This window comes from Pantoea dispersa (assembly GCF_014155765.1).
GTDB classification, from domain to species: Bacteria; Pseudomonadota; Gammaproteobacteria; order Enterobacterales; family Enterobacteriaceae; genus Pantoea; species Pantoea dispersa.
The window spans coordinates 71889-89041 of the sequence record NZ_SCKT01000009.1; the positions used below are offsets into that span (position 1 = coordinate 71889).

Consider the following 17153-nt stretch of genomic DNA (forward strand, 5'->3'; position numbering starts at 1 on the left):
GATGAATCGCGCCGCTACACATTCAGTGCGTGTTGGTTGATTCGCTTGTCCAATGCACCTTTCGTAGCGGCGCAATTTATTGCGCATCGCCAGACGCAGCACAATGCCACCGCTTATCAGACTATTCACATCTGCAGGAGATTTCATGGTTCGTAAGGCTCTTCTCGCCGCGCTGCTGCTGACGGCAGCTCAGGCGCATGCTGACTATCAGTGCAGCGTCAATCCAAAGGATGATGTGATCATCAAACCCCAGAGCGTGCAGGTGGTGGGCAGCAACGGCAACCTTGAAATCACGCCGCAGGGCGATGTGCAGTTCAACGGCAAGGCGGTGAGCGTCGATAACGCCACGCGCCAGCAGGCGATTGACTACCAGAACGCGCTGCGTCGCGATCTGCCGTGGGTCGACAGCGGCGCAACCACCCGTCTGGAGCGGGGCCGCGTGTCGCTGGATAAAGTGATCGTCGAAAAACTCGGGGCGGACAGTAATGTGCGCAATCGCCTGACCACGCTGAACGGCCAGCTTAAGCAGCAGATGAACCGCATCATCGAGCATCGCCCGGATGGCCTGACCTTCCACCATCAGGCCATTGAGCAGGTGCGCGCCGACGGCGAGAAGCTGGTGCAGAGCACGCTGGGCGGGGTGTTGCAGGATAGCCTGAACGAGATGGGTACCAAACAGGCCGCCAGCGGCAGCAATCCGCTGCAGGCGCTGATGGGCAACCTCGGCGGGCTACAGCAGTCGATTCAGACTGAATGGAACAATCAGGAGCAGGATTTCCAGAACTTCGGTCATGAAGTGTGTAACCGGGTGACCGCACTGGAGAGCCAGCGCAAGACGCTGATGCAGAACGTAAAGGGCTAAGCCAGCCGCGTTGCCGCTGAATGCACGGAACATCACGGCGTCATTGTTCTTCTGAACAGTGGTGCCTTTTTTTATCCCCGCAGCTTTTAAGCCGTGATTTAACAGATTGTCTTAGATTCGGGACGAATCTGATAACGGCAAAATTTCCGCATTAATAACTATATCAACGGGCATTCAGCCTGTTGAACTTATTAATTTTTAAGGAAATTTTATGTTATTTTCTGACACCTCTGCTTCCAGTTCACATCCGGTTTTATCACCCCCTGTAGTTATCTTTGCCGAACGCGGCTGGTACAACGATCCGCAAAAACGCTGGCAGGGAACGGTGCAAACGCCGGACGCCGTTGAAGTCATCGTGACGGTTAACGGTGGCAATCCGCTACGCGTGCCGGTGATCAATGGCCACTTCGAGTGGATGCCGCCGCAGCCGATGGCCGATGGTGAATACCAGCTAACCTTCACCGCCGTGGATGCAGCCGGCAATCACAGCGCACCCACGCGCGTGGATTACAATATCGATACCCATCGGCCCGCCAGACCGATCATTGAAGCCATTGAAGACCACGTTGCCGGCGGCGTGGAGGACGGTAACAGCATCAGGCGTAACGGCTATACCAACGATGATCAGCCGGTGGTACGCGGGCAGGCGGAAGCCAACGCGCTGGTTTATCTCTATAATGGCAACCAACTTCTCGCCTCTGTGCGTGCCGATGCGCAGGGCAACTGGCAGGCGCAGCTCGATCTGCCGCAGGACGGAACCTATAACCTGACGGCGCAGGCCGAGGACCGCGCCGACAACCGCAGTCAGCCGTCGCCGAAGTGGACCTTTCATCTCGATACGCTTACCCCGGAAACGCCGACGTTCAGCTATTACGACGACAATCGCGGGCTGTATCAGGGCCAGTTTGGCCGCGGCAAACCCACCGATGATGTCCGGCCGGAACTGCACGGCGAAGCCGAGCCCGGCAGCGTGGTGCGCATTCAGTATGCCGCACCGGGCGGAAAGTGGGTTGTCGGCGGTACGGCCACCGTCGACAGCAGCGGCCACTGGCACTGGACGCCGCCGCAGGATCTGCTGCCGGACGGCGACTGGCGTTTTCGCAGCCGCAGCAGCGATAAAGCCGGCAACGTCAGTCAATGGAGCGACAGCTGGACGCTGACCATCGACACCCGTATCAACACGCCCACCATCCTGCAGGCTATCGATGACGTCGGCACCATCCAGCCGGTGCTGCCGGTCCAGACCACCGACGATAAGCGGCTCGATTTTTCCGGACAGGCCGAGCCTTACAGTCAGGTGACGCTGTACCAGAACGGCGTGGCAGCCGGCAGCGCGACGGTGGGGGCCGATGGGCGCTGGCAGATTACCCCGGACCGCGACATGCAGCCGGGCAGCAACAACTTTACGGTAAAAGCGGTCGATGTGGCGGGTAACGTCAGTGACTATGCGCCCAACTGGGCGATTAACCATGACTCTGGCGTAAAGCACAGTTCTGGCGAAGAGAACTGGAACTGTCGCGCCAATACCAGCTGGCAAACCGGCCGTGTGTATCAGTACGGCGGGTTGAAAGTCACCGAACTGAAACATGGCACCAGCAACAACTGTTTCTATACCGGCATCATGAACCGGCCGGATGGCTATGAAAGCAAAGCGATTGAGATGCTGGATCATTCAGTCGTGCAGTTTGATTTTGGTGCCACCAATTACGTGGAGTTCAATTATGGCTATCTCCACAATTGCGATACCTACGTGGATATCTTCTCCCCCAGCGGTGAACTGCTGGGGCGCGAATACCTGCAGCCCAGTGGCGCCAGTCGGTCAGAGCAAGGCCTGAACACCTTTAGCTGGCAGGCTCCGGCGGGCCAGCAGATTGGCTATATTGACGTCCATTCAGGTGAAGATCCGGATACCTATAAAAAAGTGCTGTGCTGGAACGTGCTGGTGAAGCGCGATGTGGGCTGGATTATTGATACTGTGCGCTGGGGCAAAGACGAGAGCCTGATACAGCACCATACGCTGCCGGAAACGCAGGAACAGGAGGGCGCGCAGCTGCATCTGAATGATGTGCAGCAGTGGCTGGCGGCGCACAGCGGACAACTGCTGCAGGGCTTCTCTGCGCTGGTGCTGGAAGGAGAACATCAGCAGCTTGATTATCAGCAGCTGACGCAGCATATCAGCGGCCTGCAGCATATCGATCTCACCGGCTCCGGGGACAATCTGCTGCAGCTGGATGCGCAGCAGCTGTTGCAGCAGGCGCACCAGGATGTGCTGCTGCCAGAGCGCACGCGCAGCTGGCTGATTGATGGCGATGCCGGCGACGTGGTGCAGCTCAGCGATAGCACGCAATTTTATCAGCAGTGGCAGCAGCAGGGGACGCAGCAGAGCGGTGGCAAAGTGTGGCAGGTGTTTGAGAGTCTCGACCACAGCGCAACGCTGTTAATCAATAATGAGGTGATGGTCGCCTGAGCGTAACAGATGCAGCCGTGCCGCACAGTACGGCTGCCAGCGGAAAAGGCGCGCGCCTTCTCCGCTGAATTTACATGAACAGCTCCAGTAGCGAATTGAGGAACAGTTTGCCTTTTTCAGTGATCTGCCAGTGCTCTGGCTGCTCCTGCACATAACCGGCGGCGATGGCTGCGTCGATCTGCGGGCGAATCACTGCCTCGTCCAGCCCGGTGTAGCGCTGAAAATCGGCGCGCGGCGCGGCTTCCAGCAGGCGGAAACGGTTCATAAAGAACTCGAACGGCTTGTCCTCGTCCGGCACGTCATGCTGCTTATCCAGATAGTTGCCCTTCATAAAACCGCGCGGATGACGGGTTTTCACCGTGCGCACGATGCGCCCGTCCGGCTGCGTCAGCTTGCCGTGCGCGCCACAGCCGATGCCGAGGTAATCACCGAAGCGCCAGTAGTTCAGGTTATGCTCGCAGCGATAGCCCGGTTTGGCGTAGGCCGAGGTTTCATACTGCTGATAGCCTGCGGCGCTCAGCAGCTGATGACCCTGCTCAAAGATATCCCACAGCGCATCGTCATCCGGCAAAACCGGCGGGCGTGAACCAAACAGCGTGTTGGGCTCAATGGTCAGCTGATACCACGACAGATGCGGCGGGTTGAGGGCAATCGCCTGGCGCAAATCGTCCAGCGCTTCTTCCAGCGACTGATCCGGCAGGCCGTGCATCAGGTCGAGGTTAAAGCTGCGCAGGCCGAGACCGGCCGCCAGTTGTGCCGCGCGGACCGCCTCGTCCGGACCGTGGATGCGCCCCAGGCGCGTCAGCTTTTGCGGACTGAAACTCTGCACGCCAATCGAAATCCGGTTAATGCCCGCCCGCTGATAGCCGCTGAAGCGATCGGCTTCCACCGTGCCCGGATTGGCTTCCATGGTGATTTCGGCGTCCGCCGCCAGCGGCAGGCGCGCGCGCACGCCATCCATCAGCTGCTGCATCGCTTCGCTGCTCAGCAGGCTGGGCGTGCCGCCGCCGATAAAGATAGTGCGCACTTCGCGCCCGGCGATCAGCGGCAGATCCTGGTCAAGATCGTTGAGCAGATGCTGCACATACTCGCTGTGCGGCACTTCGCCTTTGAGCGCGTGCGAGTTGAAGTCGCAGTACGGACATTTCTGCACGCACCACGGGATGTGGATATAAAGGCTTAACGGTGGTAACTCAGGCATTGCGCATCGCTTCCAGCAGTAGCGTCAATGCTTTACCCCGGTGCGACACGGCACGCTTTTCATCCTTGCTCAGCTCGGCGGCGGTTTTACCCAGCGCCGGCACGTAGAAGATCGGATCATAACCGAAACCGCCTTCACCGGCGGCCGCGCGGGTAATCTCCCCGGCCCAGCTGCCGTGGAACACCAGCGGCGTCGGGTCGGCGGCGTGACGCACGTACACCAGTACGCAGTGGAACTGTGCCTGGCGCTCGCCGTCCGGCACCTGCTCCAGCGCCTGCAGCAGTTTGTCGAGATTCTGCTGGTCGCTGGCATCAACGCCGGCATAGCGCGCCGAGTAAATGCCCGGCGCGCCGCCCAGCGCATCGACCGCCAGCCCGGAGTCATCAGCAATCGCCGGCAGGCCGGTGATCTGCGCCGCGTGACGTGCTTTCAGGATGGCGTTTTCGATAAAGGTCAGTCCGGTCTCTTCGGCAGACTCTACGCCCAGCTCGGTTTGCGCCACGATATCCAGGCCGAAGGCCGCTAACAGATCGGCCAGTTCACGTACTTTGCCCGGATTACCGGTGGCGAGCACAACTTTTTGCATAACAGTTCCAGATTAACGAATTACAGCAGGTACCAGAGACCCGGGAACAGGTCCATACCGAGGAAGTTCAGCGCATACAGCACCAGAATCACGATCATCGCTGAGAAATCGATGCCGCCCATCGCCGGCAGGATACGGCGAATCGGTGCCATCAGCGGTTCGGTCAGCTGGATCAGCACATAGTCCATCGCGCCGCGTCCCTGGCTGATCCAGCTCATCAGCGAGCGAATGATGATCACCCAGAACACCAGATAGCCGGCGGATTTGACCAGTGACAGCAGGCCCACCAGCAGGTTGGTCGGATCGACGGAGAACACTCCGACCTGAATCAGCAGCAGAATCGGATATTTCAGCGTGGTCAGCACGAATGCCAGCAGCAGCGACGCGGTGTCAATCGGTCCCAGCGCCGGCAAAATGCGGCGCAGCGGTTTAACAATCGGCTGGGTGATCTTCACGACAAACTGCGCCAGCGGATTGTAAAAGTCACAGCGTGACCACTGCATCCAGATGCGCAGCAGCAGCACCATCACGTACAGATCAATCAGCGTTTTGACTAAAAACGTCAGTGTTAACATGAGGTTCCTCAATTATTGTTGTGAAGGGCGTGCATAATCCCGCGCGCCAAATACCGCGGTGCCGATGCGCACCATCGTACTGCCTGCGGCAATCGCCGCATCCATATCGTCGCTCATTCCCAGAGAAAGCGTATCGACGCCTGGATAGTCCTGTTGCAAGGCGCGAAACGCGCTGGCCATCTGCTGGCATACCGCCAGCTGGCGCGCGTAATCCTGCTCGGGCGCCGGAATCGCCATCAGCCCACGCAGGCGCAAACGCGGCAGGGCGGCAATCTGTTGTGCCAGCCCGGCGACGGCCTCCAGCATGATGCCAGATTTGCTGTGCTCGTCACTGATATTTACCTGAATTAACACGTTGAGCGGCGGCAGCGCGGCCGGACGCTGATCGTTCAGCCGCTGCGCGATACGCAGACGGTCAACGGTATGGCACCAGGCAAAGTTTTCCGCCACCAGACGGCTTTTATTGGATTGTAACGGCCCGATAAAGTGCCATTGCAGATCAGGATGTGCGGCCAGTTCGGCAACTTTTTCAACCCCTTCCTGCACGTAATTTTCACCGAAGGCGCGCTGTCCGGCGGCAATGGCTTCTGCGATAGCGCTCGCAGGTTTGGTTTTGCTCACTGCAAGCAGCGTAATTTCTTCTGGCGCGCGGCCGCAACGCGCGGCGGCAGCAGCGATCCGCTCGCGCACTTGCTGTAAGTTGTGCTCAATGGAAGTCATAGTCAGGAGAAGTTAAATGGATTTGGATGACGTTGTGGCGCTTAGTGTAAAGCATAATGCGGCCGATCTGCACCTTTGCAGCGGACATTTACCGCACTGGCGCCGGCAGGGCGTGCTGGAGCCAATACCGCAACAGCACAGCTTGCCTGAGCGCTGGCTACAGGCCTTTAGCGAGCAGTGGCTTAGCGCCGTGCAGCGCAGCGAGTTAGCCAGTAGCGGTCACGTCGATTTCGCCATCACGCTCGGCAACGGCAGCCGGCTGCGCGCCAATCTGTTCCGCCAGCGTCACGGACTGGCGCTGGCGCTGCGGCTGATTGCCAGCCAGCCACCGGATATGGCGCGCCTGCAGCTGCCGGACGTGGTGCGCTCGCTGCTGCAGCTGGAGGAAGGGCTTATCCTCATCACCGGCGCGACCGGCAGCGGCAAATCCACCACGCTGGCGGCGCTGGTGGATAGCCTCAATCGTCAGCAGGCGCGCCACATTATCACGCTGGAAGATCCGATCGAGTTCGTCCACCACAGCCAGCGTTCGCTGATTCAGCAGCGCGAAATCGGCGCGCACTGCGCTTCGTTTCAGCTCGGATTAAAAGCGGCGCTGCGTGAAGATCCGGATGTGATCCTGCTGGGTGAGCTGCGCGACAGCGAAACCATCCGGCTGGCGCTGACCGCTGCTGAGACCGGCCATCTGGTGCTGGCCACGCTGCATACGCGCGGCGCGACGCAGGCGGTGGACCGGCTGGTGGATGTGTTTCCGGCCGAGGAGAAAAACCTCGTGCGCACGCAGCTGGCCGGCAGCCTGAAAGCGGTGCTGGCGCAGCGTTTAGTCGCTGCCAAAGCCGGCGGCCGCATTGGCCTGTTTGAAGTGCTGGTGGCGACGCCGGCGGTCGCTAACCTGATCCGCGAAGGTAAAATGCATCAGCTGCCCGGTGTGTTGCAGACCGGCGCGCAGGCAGGGATGCAGACTTTCGCCCAGAGCGAGCAGGCCCGGCGTGAGGCGGGATTAATTTGAGCGGGGACGTGCCCTGAGAACCGTCGACACGGCGGCACGAAACCGCGCGGCCGTGTCCGGGCTGATTTAATGCGTCTCGAACCAGTCCTGCAGGATAATCACCGCGGACTGCGAATCGATATGGCCTTTCTGCAGCGCGCGATAGCCGCCGCGTTCGAACAGGTCGGCGCGCGCTTCAACGGTGCTCAGGCGCTCATCCTGTAGCTCCACACGCACGCCGAAGCGGCCGTGCAGCCGGTTAGCAAACTTACGCGCGCGCGCCGTCAGCGGCTGTTCGCTGCCGTCCATGTTGAGTGGCAGGCCAACCACCACGTAATCCGGCTGCCACTCTTTCAGCAGCTTACCAATGAGTTCCCAGTCCGGCGTGCCGTCCTGCGCTTTCAGCGCGGTGAGCGGGCGCGCAGTGCCGGTCAGCTGTTGCCCGATGGCAACGCCGATGCTTTTGGTACCGAAGTCGAAACCGAGCAGCGTTTCACTGGCCATCAGGCGTGCCCTGCATCGCTGGTCATGTTATGGATGTCCACACCCATGCTGCGCGCGGCTTCACGCCAGCGTTCGGCAATCGGCGTCTGGAACAGGATCTGCGTATTGGCCGGCGTGGTCAGCCAGGCATTCTCCAGCAGCTCATTTTCCAGCTGATCCTTCTCCCACGCGCAATAACCCAGCGCTACCAGCACGTTCTCTGGCTGTTCACGCGTGCCGATCGCTTCCAGCACATCGCGCGAAGTGGTGATCACCGTATTGTCAGAAATGCGAATACTGGAGGAGAACACGCGCTGGGCCGAGTGCAGAATAAAGCCACGATCTTCCGCCAGCGGACCACCGGCAAACACCGGTTTGTCCAGTTTGATGGCAGGATCGCGTTCTGATGGGCTGATCTTAAGTTTTTTCAGGATGCCTTCGACCGTCAGGTTGTCCATCGGCTTGTTAACGATCAAACCCATGGCACCCTCTTCGTTATGCTCGCAGATATACACCACCGAGCGTTTGAAGAAAGGGTCCTGCAGCGACGGCATCGCAATCAAGAAATGGTGCTGTAAATTCATTCTCACTCGTTTACCAAAAATAGCCGGTGCTGAACGGCTGCACCGGCTTTGGGTGGTTCACGGAGCTCTCACTCCTGCGGCATCCTCAGCCCAAACGTTTTTCAATCGCGTCCATCAGCATGCCGGTGATGGAGACCGGGAACGCCGCCTCGATTTCGCGGATGCAGGTTGGGCTGGTGACGTTAACTTCTGTCAGTTTATCACCGATAATATCGAGGCCGACAAAAATCAGCCCTTTGGCTTTCAATGTCGGACCTACACGGCGGGCAATTTCCCAGTCGCTGTCGCTCAGCGGACGGGCTTCGCCGCGGCCACCGGCGGCAAGGTTGCCACGGGTTTCGCCGCCCTGCGGAATGCGTGCGAGGCAGTATGGCACTGGTTCACCATCGACCACCAGCACGCGCTTATCACCGTCTTTGATCGCTGGCAGATAATTTTGCGCCATGCAGAAGAACTGACCGTGGTTGGTCAGCGTTTCAGTGATCACGCCGAAGTTGGCATCATCTTTTTTGATGCGGAAAATCGACGCGCCGCCCATGCCGTCGAGCGGCTTGAAGATCACATCGCCATGCTCCTGCCAGAACGCGCGCAGCTGCTCTTTGTTGCGCGTCACCAGCGTGTCTGGCGTCAGGTCGGCAAACCAGGCGGTGTAGAGTTTTTCGTTGCAGTCACGCAGGCTCTGCGGTTTGTTAACGATCAGCGTGCCTTGCTCTTCCGCGCGCTCCAGCAGATAAGTGGCGTAGATAAACTCGGTATCAAACGGCGGGTCTTTACGCATCAGCACCACGTTAAGATCGGCCAGCGGGATAGTCTGCTCGCTGCCAAACGTGTACCACTGCTCGTAGTTCTGCTCGACGCTCAGTAGCCGGGTGCGCGCATAAGTCACGCCACCACGCAGCGACAGATCGCCCATCTCCATGTAGTGAATTTCATAACCGCGGCGCTGTGCTTCCAGCAACATGGCGAAGCTGGAGTCTTTTTTAATGTTGATGGACGAAATCGGGTCCATAACGATGCCAAGCTTAATCATTATTCTCTCCTCAAAGGGGAATTCAGCCACCCCGTTCCGTGCGAAAGCGTTGTGCTGGTCAGTTATCTGCGTGTGTCTTCGGGCTGAAAGTATCCCTTAACCGAGGTCACCAAACCTCACCTGAAGTGCCGTGATGGCGGTGAGCGCCGTGGTTTCGGTGCGCAAAACGCGCGGACCGAGCAGGATATCGGTAAAGCCGTGCTGCGCCGTCATGGCAATTTCCTCTGCCGACAGGCCGCCTTCCGGGCCAATCAGCAGCCGTACGCGTTCAACCGGCTGCGGCAGCGTATTGATGCTGTGACTGGCGCGCGGATGCAGATTGAGCTTCAGGCCGTCATCCGCTTCGGCGCACCAGGCTTCGAGCGTCATCGCGGCACGGATTTCCGGCACGCGATTACGACCGCACTGCTCGCAGGCGGCGATGGCAATTTTCTGCCACTGCTGAATCTTTTTCGCCAGGCGTTCGGCATCCAGCTTTACGCCACAGCGTTCAGAAAACAAGGGCGTAATCACATTCACGCCCAGTTCGATCGATTTCTGGATAGTGAATTCCATTTTTTCACCGCGCGACATCACCTGACCGAGGTGTAAGTGCAGCGGGGATTCGCGATCGTCAGGCTGGCTGGCAAGGACCTTTACTTTTACACGCTTTTTGTCGGCCTGGGTGATTTCGGCGCTAAAAGTCAGATTACTGCCATCAAACAGCTCGATCTGCTGTCCGGCGCTCATGCGCAGCACGCGGCCAACGTGGTTGGCGGCATCCTCATCAAGCAGAACTTCACTGTTAACGGTTAGAGCTTCGGGGTGATAAATGCGGGGTATGCGCATGCGGTTCCTGCCGGCGTTATGCCGCATCGCGCGATGCGGCCCAATCGAAAAAAGCTAGTGTAGGGTAGCGCTTTCAGCGCTGGCAAGCCTGCTGTACCCAGGAATTGTGATTTCCCTGCACCGTGGCGATGCGCTGGTCACGTTCGCACTCCCACGGCGTGACCGGATACTGCTTGTTCCACGCGGTGAACAGCTGGGTTTGCTGGCGTGACAGGCGCAGATGATACTGGTCGCGCATATAGAAGTAGGTGCGGGCGATGGCGCCGCGCGCGCGCTCGGGAGGCTCGGCGCGCTTCTGCTTAAAATCGATCTTCATGCTGCACTGACCGTACGGCTGCTCGCCACCGTTCCACTGGCTGTACTGGAAGTTGTTGCGGTCGCCGTTCACTTCGCCGATGGCTGGCTGCAGGTTGTGCAGATCGCTTTCGATGCGACGGTAATCTGCGTCTTTGCTGCAGTTTTTGCGTCCGCCATTTTGCCAGCACTGACGCTGATGACCAAACTCCCATGCCGGCATGACGTGTTCCCACTCGATGCGTTCCGCGCGGTTGGCGTTCTTGCGCACGCTATAGCCGCAGCTGTTCAGATCCGGCACGCCTTTTTTACCGTGCCAGCTGATTTTGCAGCCGCAGTAAAAATCCGCCGGCGCATCCGCGTTGATCTTTGCCGCGACCACTTTCGCCTGCTGAAAATTGTTCTGGTTGTAATGGGTGAGACTGAGGCTGTACGCGCTGAGCGGCGCGACCAGCAGAGAGAGTAATAACAGCGTTTTGCGAGACATATTCCAAAAAATAACCTGGTACCGAAAAAGGGCGGCAGGGTAACAGAATGGTCGGGCGCGGGGAATGAGAATCGCGGACTAATCCGCTGCGTATTCACCGGGTTGCAGCAGCGTACCGCAATGCACGCAGCGATATTCGCTCTCACCACGCATTACGCGGTTATGGCGGCGTACCGTCAGCTGATGTTGCTGGCAGCGACAGCGATAGGGGAAGGTATTGCTGCGCACCGAAGTGATTGCGAACTGGTGGGTGCGGCGGGCGGGCACGCCCAGCACGTCCTCCATCATCCACTTCCACTCTTTGCCGTGCGGCGGCACGCGGCCGAAGGTTTTCCACACCAGCAGATGCGCCAGCTCATGCGGCACCACTTCATCGATAAAAGCCTGCTGGTTTTCCAGCAGCAGCACCGGGTTGAGGCGAATTTGCCACTGCTCCAGCCAAGCGGTGCCTGCGGCCGTGCCGCGCTGCTGATAAACCAGCGTCGGCTCTTCGAAATGACGTTCGAGTTTTTGCTGAGCCAGCTGCAAAAAATGGCGCAGCGAGCGCATGACGGCTTGTTGCAGGGCGATGGGCAGACGTGGCGTTTTCATGTGCGGCAGCATAAGGCGTTGCAGCGGGGTACGCAACTGCATGCGCACAGGCGGCAGATAAAAAAAGGGCCGCCCTGCGGCAGCCCCGGTTAACGCATCTGGCCTTACTGCTGGCCGATATCGCGCAGTTTTTTGCCCGACATCAGGTTGCGCTCGATGTGCTCCAGCGAGACGTTTTTGGTCTCCGGAATCAGCGCGACCGTCAGTAGAATAAAGAACACGTTCAGCGCGGCGTAGACCCAGAAAGTCGGCGCGTTGCCCAGCGAGTTCAGCATGGTCAGGAAGGTGGCACCAACGATCATGTTGGCAATCCAGTTGGTCGCGGTAGAGACGGTGATACCAAAATCACGCCCTTTCAGCGGCTGAATTTCAGAACACAGTACCCAAATCAGCGGACCGGCTGACATCGCGAAGCCAACAATGAACATCAGCAGCATGGCGATGGCAAAGTACTGCTCACCGGCAGAGTTAATGCCAATGTGCAGCATGGTACCGAGGATGCCCATGCCGGCCGCCATCACCAGGAAGCCCAGCACCAGCGTGGGTTTACGGCCCCAGCGATCCACCAGACCGATAGCGATAAAGGTCGCCAGCACGTTCACCAGACCCACGATCACGGTGCCCCACATTTGCTGCGTGGTATTGGCGAAGCCGGCGATTTCGAAGATTTTCGGTGCGTAGTACATGATGACGTTCATGCCGGTGAACTGCTGCATTACCTGCAACAGCACGCCGAGGAACACCGCGCGGCGGAAGTTGCTGTTGCTCTGGAACAGCTGCCAGCCGGACTGTTTGATCTTCAGGCTTTCGCGGATCTCATCCAGCTCGCGTTTCGCCTGCTCGCTGGTGTCACGCAGGCGGTCCAGCACGCGCTGTGCATCGCGGAAGTCACCTTTCGCCGCCAGCCAGCGCGGGCTGTTTGGCAGGAACACCACGCCAACCAGCAGCAGCACCGCCGGAATAGTGATGATGCCCAGCATCCAGCGCCAGTCGCCCGAGGCACTGAACGCGGTGTCCGACAGGTAAGCGCCGAGAATACCGATGGTGATCATCAGCTGATACAGGGAAATCATACTGCCGCGGATCTTCTCCGGTGCGATTTCCGAGAGATACAGCGGGGCGGTATAAGAGGCAACGCCGACGGCAAGGCCGAGCACCACGCGTGCGGCAATCAGCATTTCCGGGTTTGGCGCCATCGCCGACCACAGTGAACCGATAACGAACAGGATGGCACCGGCCATCAGGCTCTTTTTACGGCCGAGACGCGAAGACATCCAGCCGCTGCCCACGGCACCGACCGCAGCACCGAACATCATTGAGCTGACGATCCACTCCTGCTGATGTGCGGTAACGTTGAAATCTTTCGCGATGAAGGGCAGGGCACCGGCGATAACGCCGATATCCAGACCGAACAGCAGGCCCGCCAGAGCGGCCAGAAAGCAGACAAACAGGGTCATCGCCTTGTTTGAGGTTCTGCTTTTGTGAGTATTACCAGGCATATTGCCTCCGAAGTTTATCCATCTTTGTTTTTATCAATGTTAAGTAAGCTGCCTGCGGGAAAAAGTGAGTGCGATCACATCGATGTAATCGGTTACACACGCTGAAACCCTGTAATCCAGCATTTTTTGCCCGAATCAGTCACATAACCAGTAAGGTATAGCACCCTTTAAGTTTCTGACATCACTATAAATATCGGCTATCAGACGACGCTGAAAATAACGCATTTTCATCACCGTTACTACGCTGAAAAATCTCTAAATTGAAGATATTAAAAGGATTTCAAAATGTAATCGTTAACACTTTGTTGTAAGCGCAGTGCTAACAGTGTAGACAGCGCTGAAAAATGCGCCTGCGGTGCTGTAGACAAAAAGTGTGATGGTGCAGAGGCGCGTTGTATTGGTTCGGAGACATAGCAAATAACCACTTTATTTGAGTGGTTATTGTTCATTTATGATACTATCGGTGCCAGGAACAATTTCTTTCGAAAAGGGAAATCGAATAATGAGTAGCTTATTTCTTCAGGTTTATGGTGTTGCAGGGGAGTCAAGAGACGCCACGCATATGGGCTGGATTGATATTGATAGCTACAACTGGGGGGCCTGGCGATCCGGCAGCGAAGCCGGTATGGGCAGTTATCGCAATCTGGTGGTCAAGGCAAAAATTGATAAGGCTACTCCCGCAATGCTGTTGTTAACGTCGAGTGGTCGAAAGCTAAGAAAAATCATCGTATCGGCTTGCAGAGCAGGAACGGGCCAGCAGGAATACTATCGTATAACACTGGAAAATGTGCAGGTATTCGAAGCTCAGCTTAATGATAATGATGTGGTTGCGTCAGTCGAGTATGAATTTCAGGCTGATATCGTCAAAATCCAATACTGGGAGCAAACGGCTGCAGGGGGCAAAGGCGCTGAAACGCGTTCAGGCTGGAACATCAAAGAGAATACTTCAGCGTTTTAATAAGGAAGATATTCATGGAAGACATTACTAAATCGATCCTGCTATTTTCATCCCAAAAGAAAGAAAACGATTTTCGCGCAGATGACATGCTTTGTGGGGACTTGACAACAGAAATATGTATAAACAAATACGGCCTTAATAATGTTTCTGCAAAGTTAAATCCTTACACACTTGAACCGACTTCAGTCTTTAATCGTAAAAAGCTAGATAAATATGAAGCGGCTAAAATACTTTTTTCTGAGTTCAGGGAGTTGGCTAGATTTCATTCATTCTATGGCCCATATAAAGAGATAATATTTCAAATTATAAATCATATGGAGTTAAACTCTGGCAGGCCTTATCAATCACTATTACTCAATTCAGCATTTAAAGAAATGCTACTAAAACAGGCGCCAGAAAGTAGCATGCTCAACAGAATCAAACTGGCGTTACAGGATAGCTTGTTAAACAACTCAGAGTTCGACTCTGAGAGGTTAAAAGCTGATATGATGAAAATGTCTAAGCCAAAATTTTCCAGAAAAGTGGACAATTTTAACGGTCTGGGTATTAGCATCCATGATATTCATCATGTCAGCATCACGCTGGAAAACGTCTGTTATTCTCAGCATAGATATTCTGCTAAGATCAAAGTAAAAGGTCAGGATCATTTTGGACTAGACGATAGAGACATCTTGCATCCACTCTATAACAAGCTCAGAATATTCAACATATGGTTTATCCTGCAAAGACATAAGGATTATGCTTACAAGCCTTTTTTCACTAATATGGAGGCAACAATAGAGTTATCATGAATAAAAAATCCCGAATTGTAATAATTTTTTTGTCTTTTAGTCTCATCTTTTTATCCATATTAATTTGGGTGGGCGCCTCTTCTGAACCTGAAATTAAAGATGCTTTTTTTGAGAATGGCGCATTAATGGTCGTTGTTCAGCATCCCCCCGCATCAGGTAAAGCACTTGAGAGTTGGTGGGTGAATAAACTTAAGCCCATGATTGATCAGCTACCGAACCCGCAGCAACACGATTTAAAATCCATATTCGTCGTGAATTTTAACGGCGGATATAAATCTTTATCGTTTCCGGAAAAGGACTTTTCTGGCGAAAGTGATGAGGATTACATTTGTTTTGAAGAAATAAAAAGCGAAAAAAGATGCTTGTTAAAAGAGTATCCGGTTTTTATAAATGTTGGGAGTGTTTATTATTCATTGCATATGGGTGAGTTGACTATAAACCTAAAAAAATAGCTTTTTAATAGTTTTCCAGAGAGCGTACCGAAAAGTAGTGTATTCAGCGCATTAAATTAAAAGTTTGCTGTTATAAAAAAGCCCGCTTGCGCGGGCTCGATTTACCTTCTCCGCTAAGAGAAGATCGGGGTGAGAGCCTTCGCCCGCACCCGCGTTGATTACAGGCCTGCGGCCTCGCGCAGCTGGGCGGCTTTGTCGGTCTGTTCCCATGGGAAGTGTTCACGACCAAAGTGACCGTAGGCAGCGGTTTCTTTGTAGATTGGCTTCAGCAGATCCATCATCTGGATCAGACCGTATGGACGCAGGTCGAAGAACTCACGCACCAGCAGCGTCAGCTGTTCGGTTGAAACTTTCTCGGTACCGAAGGTTTCCACCATGATTGAGGTCGGTTCTGCCACACCAATCGCGTAAGAAACCTGGATTTCGCAGCGATCGGCCAGGCCAGCGGCAACGATATTTTTCGCCACGTAGCGCGCAGCGTAAGCCGCTGAGCGGTCAACTTTCGACGGATCTTTACCGGAGAACGCGCCGCCGCCGTGACGAGCCATGCCGCCGTAGGTATCGACGATGATTTTACGACCGGTCAGGCCGCAGTCGCCCATCGGGCCGCCGATCACGAAACGACCGGTTGGGTTGATGTGGTATTTGGTGCTGGCGTTGATCCACTCGGTCGGCAGTACCGGCTTGATGATCTCTTCCATCACCGCTTCACGCAGATCGGCCTGTGAAATCTCTTCTGAATGCTGAGTTGACAGCACTACCGCATCGATACCGACAATCTTGCCGCCGTCGTACTGGAAGGTAATCTGGCTTTTGGCATCCGGGCGCAGCCATGGCAGCGTACCGTTTTTACGCACTTCAGCCTGACGCTGCACCAGACGGTGCGCGTAGGTCACCGGTGCCGGCATCAGCACGTCGGTTTCATTGGTCGCGTAACCAAACATCAGGCCCTGGTCGCCCGCGCCCTGTTCCAGCGGATCGGTACGGTCTACGCCCTGGTTGATGTCCGGCGACTGTTTACCAATCGCGCTCAGCACCGCACAAGAGTTAGCATCAAAGCCCATATCGGAATGAACATAGCCGATTTCACGTACGGTATTACGGGTGATCTCTTCGATATCGACCCAGGCGCTGGTGGTGATCTCACCGCCAACCAGCACCATACCGGTTTTTACGTAGGTTTCGCAGGCGACGCGTGCTTTGGGATCCTGTTCAAGGATGGCGTCCAGCACGGCATCGGAAATCTGATCGGCGATTTTATCAGGATGTCCTTCTGATACGGACTCGGATGTAAAAAGGTGTTTAGCCATTCTGTTCTTTACCTTGCAAATGGTTTGAATTCGACTGCATAGCGTAAGCGGGATGATGCCAGCTCGACGCCCCTTCAGGCAAAGCCGCAAGCAGTAGGAAGTGTCAGCGTACCAGGCTCACACCGCCTGGATGTTAATCAGTTTAGATGGAAAACCATCTGGACGGCTATTTTAGGTCACTCAGTGCGCGTTTTTCCAGTGCTTTTTCGCCATCCGCATTTATCGCTACAGATCAACTGGAATATTTTCCTGACACCCGCCGCAGCGCGCCGACAAAGATTTTGCATTTTGCCGCGTCAGACTGTATAAAACGCCGCAGTTGTCCCATGGATGACGCCCCCGTGCGTCGCGCTGTCAGAGGCTGTTGATCTGATTTTCATCCACTCCGTTTCCGCATGCTGTTAGCAGGCGCTGGAGGTGATAAAAACAATGAACCACATTTTCGCT

The 17153-nt window shown here is 56.0% G+C and carries 18 protein-coding genes; 6 read left to right on the forward strand and 12 right to left on the reverse strand.

Annotation, left to right across the window (positions count from 1 at the left end; genetic code table 11):
* The first annotated feature begins 145 nt into the window (after window positions 1-145).
* Window positions 146-862, forward strand: coding sequence for a YggN family protein (locus H7K56_RS20035; protein ID WP_059011659.1), 717 nt, complete (start codon window positions 146-148; stop codon window positions 860-862).
* A 211-nt stretch (window positions 863-1073) separates the two neighbouring features.
* Entirely contained in the window at window positions 1074-3329 is a 2256-nt protein-coding gene (locus H7K56_RS20040; RefSeq protein ID WP_150361170.1) for an Ig-like domain-containing protein, read from the forward strand.
* A 70-nt stretch (window positions 3330-3399) separates the two neighbouring features.
* On the opposite strand, the gene hemW is transcribed toward H7K56_RS20040, so the two are convergent.
* The 4 genes from hemW to H7K56_RS20060 are packed head-to-tail and all read right to left on the reverse strand — an operon-like array spanning window position 3400 to window position 6411.
* Window positions 3400-4530 (reverse strand): radical SAM family heme chaperone HemW, encoded by a 1131-nt coding sequence (gene hemW / locus H7K56_RS20045; RefSeq protein ID WP_150361168.1) that lies wholly within the window; start codon window positions 4528-4530, stop codon window positions 3400-3402.
* Window positions 4523-5116: an XTP/dITP diphosphatase gene (locus H7K56_RS20050; RefSeq protein WP_059011651.1), complete on the reverse strand. Its 594-nt coding sequence runs from the start codon at window positions 5114-5116 to the stop codon at window positions 4523-4525. The genes hemW and H7K56_RS20050 overlap by 8 nt, the downstream gene beginning before the upstream one ends.
* A 20-nt stretch (window positions 5117-5136) precedes the next feature.
* Window positions 5137-5691 (reverse strand): YggT family protein, encoded by a 555-nt coding sequence (locus tag H7K56_RS20055; protein WP_021506626.1) that lies wholly within the window; start codon window positions 5689-5691, stop codon window positions 5137-5139.
* A 12-nt stretch (window positions 5692-5703) separates the two neighbouring features.
* Window positions 5704-6411, reverse strand: coding sequence for a YggS family pyridoxal phosphate-dependent enzyme (locus tag H7K56_RS20060; protein WP_021506627.1), 708 nt, complete (start codon window positions 6409-6411; stop codon window positions 5704-5706).
* A 16-nt stretch (window positions 6412-6427) separates the two neighbouring features.
* Between H7K56_RS20060 and H7K56_RS20065 the strand changes: the two genes are divergently transcribed.
* Window positions 6428-7420 (forward strand): type IV pilus twitching motility protein PilT, encoded by a 993-nt coding sequence (locus H7K56_RS20065; protein WP_150361166.1) that lies wholly within the window; start codon window positions 6428-6430, stop codon window positions 7418-7420.
* A 66-nt stretch (window positions 7421-7486) separates the two neighbouring features.
* On the opposite strand, the gene ruvX is transcribed toward H7K56_RS20065, so the two are convergent.
* The 7 genes from ruvX to H7K56_RS20100 all read right to left on the reverse strand — a co-directional run bounded on the left by ruvX (window position 7487) and on the right by H7K56_RS20100 (window position 13195).
* The gene (gene ruvX, locus H7K56_RS20070; RefSeq protein ID WP_058757113.1) at window positions 7487-7903 is read right to left on the reverse strand and encodes a Holliday junction resolvase RuvX; all 417 of its coding nucleotides are present in this window, start codon (window positions 7901-7903) and stop codon (window positions 7487-7489) included.
* Window positions 7903-8466, reverse strand: coding sequence for a YqgE/AlgH family protein (locus tag H7K56_RS20075; protein ID WP_021506630.1), 564 nt, complete (start codon window positions 8464-8466; stop codon window positions 7903-7905). The genes ruvX and H7K56_RS20075 overlap by 1 nt, the downstream gene beginning before the upstream one ends.
* An 85-nt stretch (window positions 8467-8551) precedes the next feature.
* Entirely contained in the window at window positions 8552-9496 is a 945-nt protein-coding gene (gene gshB, locus H7K56_RS20080; RefSeq protein WP_058781622.1) for a glutathione synthase, read from the reverse strand.
* Between the two features lie 96 nt (window positions 9497-9592).
* Window positions 9593-10324, reverse strand: coding sequence for a 16S rRNA (uracil(1498)-N(3))-methyltransferase (gene rsmE / locus H7K56_RS20085; protein WP_021506632.1), 732 nt, complete (start codon window positions 10322-10324; stop codon window positions 9593-9595).
* Window positions 10325-10397: 73 nt separating this feature from the next.
* Window positions 10398-11105, reverse strand: a complete 708-nt coding sequence (gene endA, locus H7K56_RS20090) for a deoxyribonuclease I (protein WP_150361164.1) — start codon at window positions 11103-11105, stop codon at window positions 10398-10400.
* Between the two features lie 78 nt (window positions 11106-11183).
* Window positions 11184-11696, reverse strand: a complete 513-nt coding sequence (locus tag H7K56_RS20095) for a SprT family zinc-dependent metalloprotease (RefSeq protein WP_150361162.1) — start codon at window positions 11694-11696, stop codon at window positions 11184-11186.
* A 104-nt stretch (window positions 11697-11800) separates the two neighbouring features.
* Window positions 11801-13195 (reverse strand): sugar porter family MFS transporter, encoded by a 1395-nt coding sequence (locus tag H7K56_RS20100; RefSeq protein WP_031279461.1) that lies wholly within the window; start codon window positions 13193-13195, stop codon window positions 11801-11803.
* Between the two features lie 499 nt (window positions 13196-13694).
* Here H7K56_RS20100 and H7K56_RS20105 point away from each other — a divergent pair, with 499 nt between their 5' ends.
* The 3 genes from H7K56_RS20105 to H7K56_RS20115 are packed head-to-tail and all read left to right on the forward strand — an operon-like array spanning window position 13695 to window position 15396.
* Window positions 13695-14153: an Hcp family type VI secretion system effector gene (locus tag H7K56_RS20105; RefSeq protein ID WP_150361175.1), complete on the forward strand. Its 459-nt coding sequence runs from the start codon at window positions 13695-13697 to the stop codon at window positions 14151-14153.
* Between the two features lie 14 nt (window positions 14154-14167).
* On the forward strand, window positions 14168-14944 hold the full coding sequence (locus tag H7K56_RS20110) for a DUF3289 family protein (RefSeq protein ID WP_150361160.1): 777 nt from the start codon (window positions 14168-14170) through the stop codon (window positions 14942-14944).
* Window positions 14941-15396, forward strand: coding sequence for a DUF943 family protein (locus H7K56_RS20115; protein ID WP_150361158.1), 456 nt, complete (start codon window positions 14941-14943; stop codon window positions 15394-15396). The genes H7K56_RS20110 and H7K56_RS20115 overlap by 4 nt, the downstream gene beginning before the upstream one ends.
* Before the next feature lie 158 nt (window positions 15397-15554).
* Here the strand turns inward: H7K56_RS20115 and metK are convergent, their stop codons facing one another.
* Window positions 15555-16706, reverse strand: coding sequence for a methionine adenosyltransferase (gene metK / locus H7K56_RS20120; protein ID WP_021506636.1), 1152 nt, complete (start codon window positions 16704-16706; stop codon window positions 15555-15557).
* Between the last annotated feature and the right edge of the window lie 447 nt (window positions 16707-17153).

What these genes read in the sequence shown, in the direction of transcription:
- H7K56_RS20035 (WP_059011659.1), top strand. Translation starts at nt 146, where the DNA reads ATGGTTCGTAAGGCTCTTCTCGCCGCGCTGCTGCTGACGGCAGCTCAG.
- H7K56_RS20040 (WP_150361170.1), top strand. Translation starts at nt 1,074, where the DNA reads ATGTTATTTTCTGACACCTCTGCTTCCAGTTCACATCCGGTTTTATCA.
- hemW (WP_150361168.1), bottom strand. Translation starts at nt 4,530, where the DNA reads ATGCCTGAGTTACCACCGTTAAGCCTTTATATCCACATCCCGTGGTGC.
- H7K56_RS20050 (WP_059011651.1), bottom strand. Translation starts at nt 5,116, where the DNA reads ATGCAAAAAGTTGTGCTCGCCACCGGTAATCCGGGCAAAGTACGTGAA.
- H7K56_RS20055 (WP_021506626.1), bottom strand. Translation starts at nt 5,691, where the DNA reads ATGTTAACACTGACGTTTTTAGTCAAAACGCTGATTGATCTGTACGTG.
- H7K56_RS20060 (WP_021506627.1), bottom strand. Translation starts at nt 6,411, where the DNA reads ATGACTTCCATTGAGCACAACTTACAGCAAGTGCGCGAGCGGATCGCT.
- H7K56_RS20065 (WP_150361166.1), top strand. Translation starts at nt 6,428, where the DNA reads ATGGATTTGGATGACGTTGTGGCGCTTAGTGTAAAGCATAATGCGGCC.
- ruvX (WP_058757113.1), bottom strand. Translation starts at nt 7,903, where the DNA reads ATGGCCAGTGAAACGCTGCTCGGTTTCGACTTCGGTACCAAAAGCATC.
- H7K56_RS20075 (WP_021506630.1), bottom strand. Translation starts at nt 8,466, where the DNA reads ATGAATTTACAGCACCATTTCTTGATTGCGATGCCGTCGCTGCAGGAC.
- gshB (WP_058781622.1), bottom strand. Translation starts at nt 9,496, where the DNA reads ATGATTAAGCTTGGCATCGTTATGGACCCGATTTCGTCCATCAACATT.
- rsmE (WP_021506632.1), bottom strand. Translation starts at nt 10,324, where the DNA reads ATGCGCATACCCCGCATTTATCACCCCGAAGCTCTAACCGTTAACAGT.
- endA (WP_150361164.1), bottom strand. Translation starts at nt 11,105, where the DNA reads ATGTCTCGCAAAACGCTGTTATTACTCTCTCTGCTGGTCGCGCCGCTC.
- H7K56_RS20095 (WP_150361162.1), bottom strand. Translation starts at nt 11,696, where the DNA reads ATGAAAACGCCACGTCTGCCCATCGCCCTGCAACAAGCCGTCATGCGC.
- H7K56_RS20100 (WP_031279461.1), bottom strand. Translation starts at nt 13,195, where the DNA reads ATGCCTGGTAATACTCACAAAAGCAGAACCTCAAACAAGGCGATGACC.
- H7K56_RS20110 (WP_150361160.1), top strand. Translation starts at nt 14,168, where the DNA reads ATGGAAGACATTACTAAATCGATCCTGCTATTTTCATCCCAAAAGAAA.
- H7K56_RS20115 (WP_150361158.1), top strand. Translation starts at nt 14,941, where the DNA reads ATGAATAAAAAATCCCGAATTGTAATAATTTTTTTGTCTTTTAGTCTC.
- metK (WP_021506636.1), bottom strand. Translation starts at nt 16,706, where the DNA reads ATGGCTAAACACCTTTTTACATCCGAGTCCGTATCAGAAGGACATCCT.